9 protein-coding genes and 1 pseudogene are annotated in these 8,938 nt (G+C 63.4%); 5 read left to right on the forward strand and 5 right to left on the reverse strand.

What is annotated here, in order from left to right; translation table 11 throughout:
• Positions 1–525, forward strand: a 525-nt coding sequence (locus WKW79_RS36310; protein ID WP_340340078.1) for a response regulator, incomplete at its 5' end; no start/stop codon positions are given.
• Between the two features lie 41 nt (positions 526–566).
• On the opposite strand, the pseudogene WKW79_RS37190 reads toward WKW79_RS36310, so the two are convergent.
• Positions 567–632: pseudogene (locus WKW79_RS37190) on the reverse strand (hypothetical protein); the annotation flags it as partial.
• A 7-nt stretch (positions 633–639) separates the two neighbouring features.
• On the reverse strand, positions 640–909 hold the full coding sequence (locus tag WKW79_RS36315) for an ATP-binding protein (protein ID WP_340340079.1): 270 nt from the start codon (positions 907–909) through the stop codon (positions 640–642).
• Between the two features lie 382 nt (positions 910–1,291).
• On the opposite strand from WKW79_RS36315, the gene WKW79_RS36320 reads away from it, so the two are divergent.
• Entirely contained in the window at positions 1,292–2,878 is a 1,587-nt protein-coding gene (locus tag WKW79_RS36320) for an OpgD/OpgG family glucan biosynthesis protein (protein WP_340340080.1), read from the forward strand.
• 16 nt (positions 2,879–2,894) lie between these two features.
• Here the strand turns inward: WKW79_RS36320 and WKW79_RS36325 are convergent, their stop codons facing one another.
• Positions 2,895–3,095, reverse strand: coding sequence for a hypothetical protein (locus tag WKW79_RS36325; protein WP_340340081.1), 201 nt, complete (start codon positions 3,093–3,095; stop codon positions 2,895–2,897).
• 81 nt (positions 3,096–3,176) lie between these two features.
• Between WKW79_RS36325 and WKW79_RS36330 the strand changes: the two genes are divergently transcribed.
• Positions 3,177–3,425 carry an MBL fold metallo-hydrolase gene (locus WKW79_RS36330; RefSeq protein WP_340340082.1) on the forward strand — a complete coding sequence of 83 codons (249 nt, stop codon included), beginning with the start codon at positions 3,177–3,179 and terminating at the stop codon, positions 3,423–3,425.
• 429 nt (positions 3,426–3,854) lie between these two features.
• Here the strand turns inward: WKW79_RS36330 and WKW79_RS36335 are convergent, their stop codons facing one another.
• On the reverse strand, positions 3,855–4,775 hold the full coding sequence (locus WKW79_RS36335; protein ID WP_340340083.1) for a LysR family transcriptional regulator: 921 nt from the start codon (positions 4,773–4,775) through the stop codon (positions 3,855–3,857).
• Positions 4,776–4,847: 72 nt separating this feature from the next.
• Between WKW79_RS36335 and WKW79_RS36340 the strand changes: the two genes are divergently transcribed.
• A complete protein-coding gene (locus tag WKW79_RS36340; RefSeq protein ID WP_340340084.1) occupies positions 4,848–6,005 on the forward strand; it encodes a YbfB/YjiJ family MFS transporter in 1,158 nt (385 codons plus the stop codon).
• A gap of 1 nt (position 6,006) precedes the next feature.
• Positions 6,007–6,738: a carboxymuconolactone decarboxylase family protein gene (locus WKW79_RS36345; RefSeq protein ID WP_340340085.1), complete on the forward strand. Its 732-nt coding sequence runs from the start codon at positions 6,007–6,009 to the stop codon at positions 6,736–6,738.
• Here WKW79_RS36345 and WKW79_RS36350 read toward each other — a convergent pair.
• Positions 6,703–8,938, reverse strand: a 2,236-nt coding sequence (locus WKW79_RS36350; protein ID WP_340340086.1) for a Tn3 family transposase, incomplete at its 5' end; no start/stop codon positions are given. The genes WKW79_RS36345 and WKW79_RS36350 overlap by 36 nt on opposite strands.

An 8,938-nucleotide genomic window follows, 5' to 3' on the forward strand; every position in this document is an offset into this window, starting at 1 on the left:
CCGCAGGTGACTCCGGCCAATGCCGGCGCCGCCTACACCCTCACAGCTCGATGGCTGGGGTGGAGGAATTTACGTGTCGATGGGTGGGGGAGTTTGGGTGTCGTTCGGGGCCTTGCGTTAAGTCCATCTTGCGGTCACGACCTGCGAATTCAATCCATGTCACTCGCTGTTTTTCTGGTGGAAGACAACCTCAAGATCCGGGAGAACCTCATCCCGGCATTGGCAGAACTCGGCTCGGCAAGCGTAATGGCCACCGCGGAATCCGCTCAGGAGGCGATTGAATGGCTGGCTGGACACAAGGGCAAGTGGGATCTGGTCGTCGTCGACTTCTTCCTCAAGGAGGGGACCGGGTTGGAAGTTGTGCGGTGGTGCAACGGGAGATTCGTTGGTCAGCGCGTGGTTGTTCTCACCAACTACGTCAACGAGGAAACCCGCAACGCGTGCATTGAAGCCGGCGCAGACGCCTTCTTTGACAAGTCGACGCAGCTGGATGCGTTCTTTGACTTCTGCCTGGCCAGACCCTGAAAGCGCAGGCAGTCATCGTCCGATGAGCTTGTCACCGTCGCCTCGCGGTCAGTCCTCCAATCAACGGGCTCAGCGCGATTGCGCACCTCCAGCTCGACGGCGCCTTTGCGTTCGTCAGCGACGCTGCAACGGGTTCGCCCGGAATGCCATGGAGCCGCGCGTTGCTGATGAGATCGAAAACAATTGTGCCAACCGGTCTGCGTCCGCCGGCATGCCCAAGCTTCCCGGGACGTCGTGAACGATGGTCATGCCGGGGTAAGCGGTGCGCGAGTCGTCGAGCACGTCCTCCAGCACGCGCGCGACGTCCACGTCGGTGATCGTCATTGCAGGCTGCCGCTGACCTGCAGCCTCGAAGCCCAGTACCTGGCCGATGAATCGGGTCATGCGTCTGCTGGACAGCTGGATGCGTTGTCCCATGCGTGTGCCCATGCCGTCGCCGGAGCCACCACGCTCCAGCACCGAGGGAGAGGGGGCGGCCGCAGCCCCTTGGGCGCGCTCTGGCATGGATTCGCGATCATCGCAATATCAAAAGACATCTGGTCGCGACGCTTTGGCGTCCCGCTGACACCCACGAATTTTGAACTCCTACGGGTGGCGCCTGAGAAGAGAACCTAACTTGCGCCATGGCAAACCCAACGGCCCTGTCAGGAGACTGCGATCTGCACTGCGCACTCCGTGTCACTGTTCGAAGGGAAGCGGCCAGCGCGCAAGACTCTAGTGAGAGTGCCTGCACGGCACTCGACGAAATCAGCACGGGCCAAGGTCCATGCTCAGACGGCACTTTCTAGGCTGTGCTGCTGCATCGGCGATTCACGGCACCGGCGCGCTCTCGCACGCCGCGCGCGCTGCAGGACTGCAGACCATTGGCCGCGCCCAATCCTTTGACTTTGCTTGGCTCAAGGGGAGGGCGCGCGAACTGGCACAAGCGCCTTACGCGCCGCATGGGCGATCCTTGCCGCCCGAGATTACGGCGCTCGATTGGGACAGCTACCAAGCCATAACCTTCAAGCCTGAGCGAGAGTTGTGGCGAGACCGTTTGCTGAATTTTCGAATCAGCCTGTTTCACCTGGGATTGTTTTACCGGCGTGCCGTGCGGATGTTCGAGGTCACCCAGGGACAGGCGCAGCAACTCGCATACGACCCGGCCATGTTCGACTACGGCAGCAGCGGGCTCGCACGTCATGCTCAGCCGCGTGACTTGGGATTCGCGGGCTTTCGCATTCACGCCGCCTCCAACAACTTCGCAGGCGATGTCGCTGCCTTTCTCGGCGCCAGCTATTTTCGTGCTGTGGGCAAAGAGGGACAGTACGGCCTGTCGGCGCGTGGACTCGCGATCAACACGGGATTGCCTCGTGAGGAAGAGTTCCCTGACTTCACAGATTTCTTCGTTGAGCAGCCTGCCGTAAGCGCATCGACGGTCGTCGTACATGCGCTGCTTGATTCGCCAAGCGTTTGTGGGGCTTACCGCTTTGCCATCACCCCGGGGGACAGCTTGGTCATGGATGTGGACCTTGCGCTGTATCCACGGGTTGCGATAGAGCGCGTTGGCATCGCGCCGTGTACGAGCATGTTCCTGTCCGGGGAAAACGACCGTCGCAAGGCCACTGACTGGCGCCCGGAAATCCATGACTCTGATGGGCTAGCCCTGCACACTGGCAACGACGAGTGGATTTGGCGTCCGCTCATCAACCCGCCAGTGACGAGCGTCAACTCGTTCTTTGACAGGGACCTCAAGGGATTCGGCCTGCTTCAGCGAGACCGTGATTTTGACCACTATCAGGATGACGGCGTCTTTTACGAACGACGCCCCTCCTTATGGGTCGAGCCGAAAAGCCCATGGGGGGAGGGAGCGGTCATGCTCGTGCAGATTCCGACCGCCGACGAGACCTTCGACAACATCGTTGCGTTCTGGAATCCGAGGGACGCGTTGCAATCCCACCGCGAGGCGTTGTTCGCTTACAGGCTGTTCTGGGGAGCGGACCCTCCGCGCCAGCCTCCCATGGCCAGGTGTGTCGCAACCCGCATAGGTATCGGAGGCATCGTGGGGCAGAAACGCAAGTACTTTTCTCAGCGCTTCGTGCTGGACTTCACCTGGGGCAAGCTTCCGCTGCTCGATTGGAAATCGATGGACGTCGAGCCAGTAATCACCGCATCGAGCGGACGCGTGGAAATCACTTCAGCTCGGCCGCTAGCATCGGTTCGTGGTGCTCGCGTCATGTTCGATGTCGTGCCTGACAAGCCAAATGTGACGATCACGATCCGTGTTTTCTTGAGAGGCGGGTCCGAGACGCTCAGCGAAACGTGGCTGTACGACTGGGCGCCGCAAGCCTCCGACTTTTTCGACTTCAAGTAGCGGCAGCGCATGAGGACTACTCACAGTGAATGCTGTTCACGACTTGAACCCCGAGCGCCGAGGGCGGATACTTTTCTCGCGCGCCAATTTCAAAGGAGACGCGATGCCCGTTAAGGTCTTGCGGCAAATGGCTGCCCCGATAGCGCGCGATCGAATCGGTGGCGGCCACCACACGGCCTTCTTCGAGGCCAGTGACGAGTGCGACGTTTTGAGTCACAGCAAGAATCCTTTGCCGTCCAGAACGGCAATTGGCGTGTCAGCCGAGTCGGTTTGCCAAGCGACCTAGCAAGGATGAATCATGCACCCATACGTGACGCAGCCGTTTCACTATCGCGGGCATGACTTCATGTGCGCCGCATACCGGGTGGACGACGAAACATTTCGACCTCGGGTGCTGTACCTCCGCGGTAATGAAGGCGTTCAGCAAGTGGAATTGCCGCAGGACAGCGATGCCTATGCGTCTTCGACGGAGGCCTTGCGGCACGCCGAGCAACAGGCTGTTCGCTGGGTGCATGATCACACTGGCGACGGTCAAGGCCGCTTCTAGGAGTCGGCATGACCATCGACCCCGGTACCGCTTGCGCGCCCCTTTATCAACTGCGTCTGGAGCCACCCCGGGCACTTGGTCCATCGCCGCGATACCTGGTCAGGTGCAGGCCGGCCTGGAGTAATCGCCCTTTCACGGTGAACACAAAGAAGCCATCGGTCAATCAACCGGATCGGGCCTCAGGCACTCTGCGCACACGTCGTCGGCTTCAAGTCGTTGTCACGCAAGGCCAGCTTTGGACGACCGTAGATCTGCATCTGAAGGACGCTTACCCCATCACGGACTGGCGCCGCGAGAACATAGCGGGCTCGAACATCCCGCGCAGCGTGAAGTCTCTCGATGGCATTGCCAAAGAGGGGCAGCGGCAAGGTGATGTGGCGGCCTCTGCAGGAGGCGCGGCGCAAGTAGCCCTTCATTGTCCGAGGCAGGCTAGGACTTTCCAAGCATCTCGATCAGCCGGGCCAATGCCACCGACGGCGCGCCTTGCCACACCAGGTGCGTTCGATTCGCGCGCATGCGCTCGGGCAGCGAATGCTGGCGTACATCGGTCGTGGCGCGCAGCGCCTTGAGGACGGACACCGGCACGATCGCAAACCCTGTGCCAGCAGCGACACAGGCAATCATCGCCTGGTAGGAAGAAAACTCCAGCGACCGAGATGGCGAAACGCCGGCCTTGCCAAGCCATTGCTCGAGCACGCGACGGTATGAACAGCCCTGTGCAAACGCGATCAGCGTCGCATCGGCAAGGTCGACGGGACGGGTCACCGAGTTCACGCTGCGCGCGGTGACCAGCACCAGTTCTTCCTCGAACACGGGCAGCGTTTCGAGCCCCGCCTCGGCGAATGGTTCGGACACGAAGGCGGCTTCGATGTCGAAGGCATTCACCCGTTTCACCAATGCGCCGGACGTGCCAGTGACAAGCTCGACAACCACCCTGGGATAAAGCTTGTGGAAGCGCGACAGCACCGGCGCCAGCCGACTGCCGGCCGTGCTCTCGAGCGAGCCCAGCCTGAAGGTGCCGAGCGGGAGATCACCGCGCAATTCGTTCTCCGCCTCGTCGGCCAAACGCAACAGGCGCTCGGCATAAGGCAGGAGCTTGTGCCCGGCAGGCGCAAGTGCAAGCGTGCGACCGTGCCGATGGAAGAGCTTGTGGCCCAGTCGCTCTTCGAGTTGCTGGATACGGGTCGTGACGTTCGACTGCACTCGATTGAGCTTGTCCGCCGCACGGATCACGCCGCCCTCGGCCACGACCGTGCGAAAAATTTCGAGCGAGTCGAGGTCGATCGTTCTCATACGAAGAATGGTTGTTCTGAATAATTCATTTGTGGATGCTGCACATTCTGCGTCCAATGACGACCCATGTCGATTCCCTCCTTCGCAGCGTCCAGACCGCCTACCGCTGTCGCAGTGTGCACCGCCGGAATGTTGGCGTTGGCGATCGCCATGGGCATCGGCCGCTTTGCGTTCACGCCGATGCTGCCGCTGATGGTCCGGGCCGGCACCGTCGACGTGGGCGCCGGTGGTTGGCTCGCGGCGGCGAACTACGCGGGCTATTTGCTGGGCGCGCTCACAGCGGCGCGACTACCGCTCACGCCGCAGCGCATCGGGCTTTCTTCGCTGGCGGTGATCGTGCTGTCGACGGCGGCGATGGGCTGGAGCGGGTCTGTCGCGATCTGGCTGCTGCTGCGCTTCGTCGCCGGCGTGGCGAGCGCGTGGGCACTGGTGAGCACCAGCGTCTGGTGCCTGGGTTGGCTTGCGCGGCTTGATCGGCCGGCTGGCGCGGGTGTTCTCTACGCGGGCGTCGGCGCGGGCATCGCGCTTGCAGGGCTGTATTGCTGGCGCGCGGGGGTAGCCGGCGTCTTGGCCGATCGCTTGTGGCTTCAACTCGGCGCACTGGCGCTCGTCGGGCTGGCGCTTGTCGCGGTGTTGATGCCCCGCGAGGCGCCAGGGCAGGGGGCAGCAGCGGACGGTTCTTCTGCCGCAATGCCCACCTCTTCGCCCGAGTCCGTCCCGTGGGGGCTCGTGGTGAGCTATGGCGTTCTCGGATTCGGCTACATCCTGCCGGCGACGTTTTTGCCGGTACTCGCCCGCGCAGTGGTCGACGATCCTGCGGTCTTTGGCGCAGCTTGGCCCGTGTTCGGCGCCGCGGCGGCGCTGTCGACCGTGTTCGCCGGCGCGGCCCTGGGCGGTGTGCCGAGGCGGCGCGTGCTGGCAGGCAGCCATGTGCTGATGGCGTTCGGCTGCCTGTTGCCGGTGCTGCATCTTTCGGCACTTTCCGTGCTTGCAGCTGCACTGCTGGTCGGCGGCACGTTCATGGTGGCGACGATGGCCGGCATGCAGGAAGCCAAGGCGAGCAGTGTTGGCGACCCGACGCGCATGCTCGGCCGCATGACGGCCGCCTTCGCGGTAGGACAGATGGGCGGGCCTGTGTTGTCCTCCATGCTGAGCGGCAAGTCCGAGAGCTTCGGCGATCTTTTCATCGCATTGACGGTGGGCGCCGCGGCACTGATGGGGAGCGCCGTGTGGCTGGCGCGCAAGCCTTCTTGCACAGTTTCAAACATGGTTAACAGGAGCCTCTGACATGATTGAGCAAGGTCACACGCAGCCTTGGGCCGAGCGGCTGCCCATGCCGGCTGCGGAGTCGATGACAAACGCGCAGCGCGCCGCTGCGCAATCCTTGATCGACGGTCCCCGCAAGGCTGTGTTGGGCCCGTTCATCCCGCTGCTGCAGAGCCCCGCGCTGATGGACCGCATCGGTACGCTCGGCGAATACCTGCGCTTCGACAGCGCGATCGATACACGCTTGCGCGAACTGGTGACCTGCGCGGTCGCGCGCCACGTCGGCAATCAATTCGAATGGCTGCTGCACGGCACGCTGGCGGTCAAAGCCGGCGTGAGTGCCGATGCGATCGAGGGCCTGCGTCTTGGCCGCCGCGCCACGCCGCTGGCGGAAGATGAACAGATCGTGCTCGACTTCACGCTTGAACTCCTGCAAAACAACGGCGTAAGCCAGCCCACCTATGCGGCCGTCGAGTCGCGATTCGGGCAGCGCACGGTGGTCGAACTCAGCGCGCTCGTCGGTTACTTCGACATGGTCTCCTGGGTCATGAATGTCGCGCATACAGGGGTGCGTTTGTTTTCGGTGCAAAAAGTGACGGTTCGAGCGCTGAGGATTGGCGCGGGTTTCCGAAGAGTGCCGCTCGCAAGTCGTTGTCGTTTCACGAGTTTCTGTTACCCCTCTCACGGCCTCCCAGGGCGCGCCAACTCTGAGCTGATATCAGCCGCTGGCTCTTGTTTTCCCTGCAGTTTGTGACGGTAGAAGTTGCGCGGCATAGCGCTCGACCGGGAAGCGGAACACGCCCCGCAGGTTGATGGCCTCCAGCCGCGTCGGCGCAATGCGCCCGGTGAGTGCCGGCGGCACGATCTGACGCCTATTGGCCCACCGATCCAGCACCGCCTGCATCTGCGTCGTGTTCCAGGCCATCACGATGTTGGCCAACAGGCTCAACGCATCGGCAACGGCCTGCATCTCGTCGGCACGCCGGGCTTGCGCCGGCGCGACGCGGCCGGTGTAGATCGCGCGCTTGAGCGCGTTGACCGCCTCGCCGCGGTTGACGACCCGTCGCAGCTCGCGACGAAAGCCAGCATTGACGAAGTAGTCGGCCAGAAACGCCGTCCGCAGCAGCTTGCCCAACTGGACGCCTGCGTCATAGATCGGGTCTCCCCGTGCGGCCGATCCGAATCTGGCCAATGCGGTCATCGCGCTGGCATGGCCTGACATCACCGATGCGGCGAGGTGCACGAGAGTGTCCCAATGGGCTTCAATCAAAGCGGTGTCCACGCTGGCCTGACACACCGCGGCGATTTCGCCGGGGACCTTCATGTCCTTGGGCAAGAACAGGTGGCGTTGCTTGAGCTCCTTCAGCCGTGGGCACAGGTCGAAGCCCAATAGTCGAGACAGCCCCATCGCGAAGTCGGTGAAGCCGTGCGTATCCACGGCGAGTTGGGCCGTCTCGATACGCTCCTGTCGAATGACGCCCTCGATGGCGGCGCCAGCCTGTCTTTCGTTGAGCACGATCGGCTGGGCGTGGAAGATTCCCCAGCGGTCCTGCACGTGACTGTAGACACCGACGGATGCCGTCTGACGCCTTGGGTCCTGACGTGCTTGCCACACACGCCGACTCGTCTCCAGGCTCATCATGTCCGAGGAGGCAAGATCGGTCCGGCCCCAGGTCGCGGCGATCGGGTGGCGCTGCATGAATTCAAGGACTGCTTGGCAAGCCTGTGCCAGTCGACGCTCGTCACCGGCCCAGCGCATGGCCTGACGGATGCTGGCGGCCGACAACTGCGGGATCATGCGCGCGCACTCGGCCGCCGAGAGGCTGGTGCCGTGCGCCAGGATGCCGGCATAGGTCATCAGCAGTTCCTGGCCCGTCCTTGGCTCGCGTCCGAGCATGATCCAGCTGAAGCGCACCTCGGCGTCGACAGCGAGGATGGCCTCGGGCAGTTGCACCTCGCCGATACGCCGATCGAGTTGGGCACGAAGTCGCGTGACCTCGGGATCCTCAGCATCGGCGGCCAATGCCGCCAGGTGCAACTCGTCGTCGACGCGCAGATCACCAGTGCGCGTGGCCGCCACCACTGCCTCGACGCCGGCGCGTACGCGCTCGAGCAATGGCGCAAGGAACTCGCTCGCTTTGGCTGGCAATTGCAGCCTGGCGTAGTGGCGCCGCGCTTCTGAATTCCAGCGCTCGTCAGGAAGAAACAGCTGCTCCCGGCCGCGGAAGCTCAGTGAATGCTCGATCCAGACCGAGCCATTGCGCACCGCGCGGCGTAGCGCGAGGAGGGTGGCGACCTCCATCGCCTTGAAGGCGCGCTCGCGGTCAGGGTCGGCAATGGCTTCGCGCCAGGCGGGCCCCAGGCGCAACGCCGCGACCTCGGCAGGAAGTCGCCTGGTGCCGCCGGCGTACGCGGCCCGCAGCCTGTCCAACGCATCGAGCACTGGATGTCCCCCGGTGGCCTGCCAAGGCAGGCGACTCACGCCCGCGAGCAGCGAGCGCACAGGGGCAATGGCGTCGATGAGTCGCTGCCGGATGACCGATGCCCGACTCGGCGGGCGCTGAGCACGACTGGCGGCAACAAGATTGCGCAGGCTCGCACGAAGCTCGGCATCCGGCACGGCGTCATCGGCTGTGAGATCGGAGATCTGCTGAAGCAGTTGCTGGTACTGCTGCGCCCAATCAAGCGCCGCAACACCTTCGGCGCATTGCCGCCACAGGTCAGCCACGCGGCGCTGAAACATGAAGATGATCTGATCGGTCGCGGTGAGCAAGCAGTAGCGCAGGAAGCAACTCAGCTCGAGCGTGCGCGCCGGCTCCTTGATCCTAGCGCTGACCGACGGCGGCCGTCCGGCCATGCGCCGAGCGTAGCGGCGCACCAGCACGTCATTGAGATCGCCCAGATGCCGATCGATGCCAAGATCAGTCAGGAACGCAATGCGCTCCAAGACCTCG

This window comes from Variovorax robiniae (assembly GCF_037889955.1).
Lineage (GTDB): Bacteria > Pseudomonadota > Gammaproteobacteria > Burkholderiales > Burkholderiaceae_C > Variovorax > Variovorax robiniae.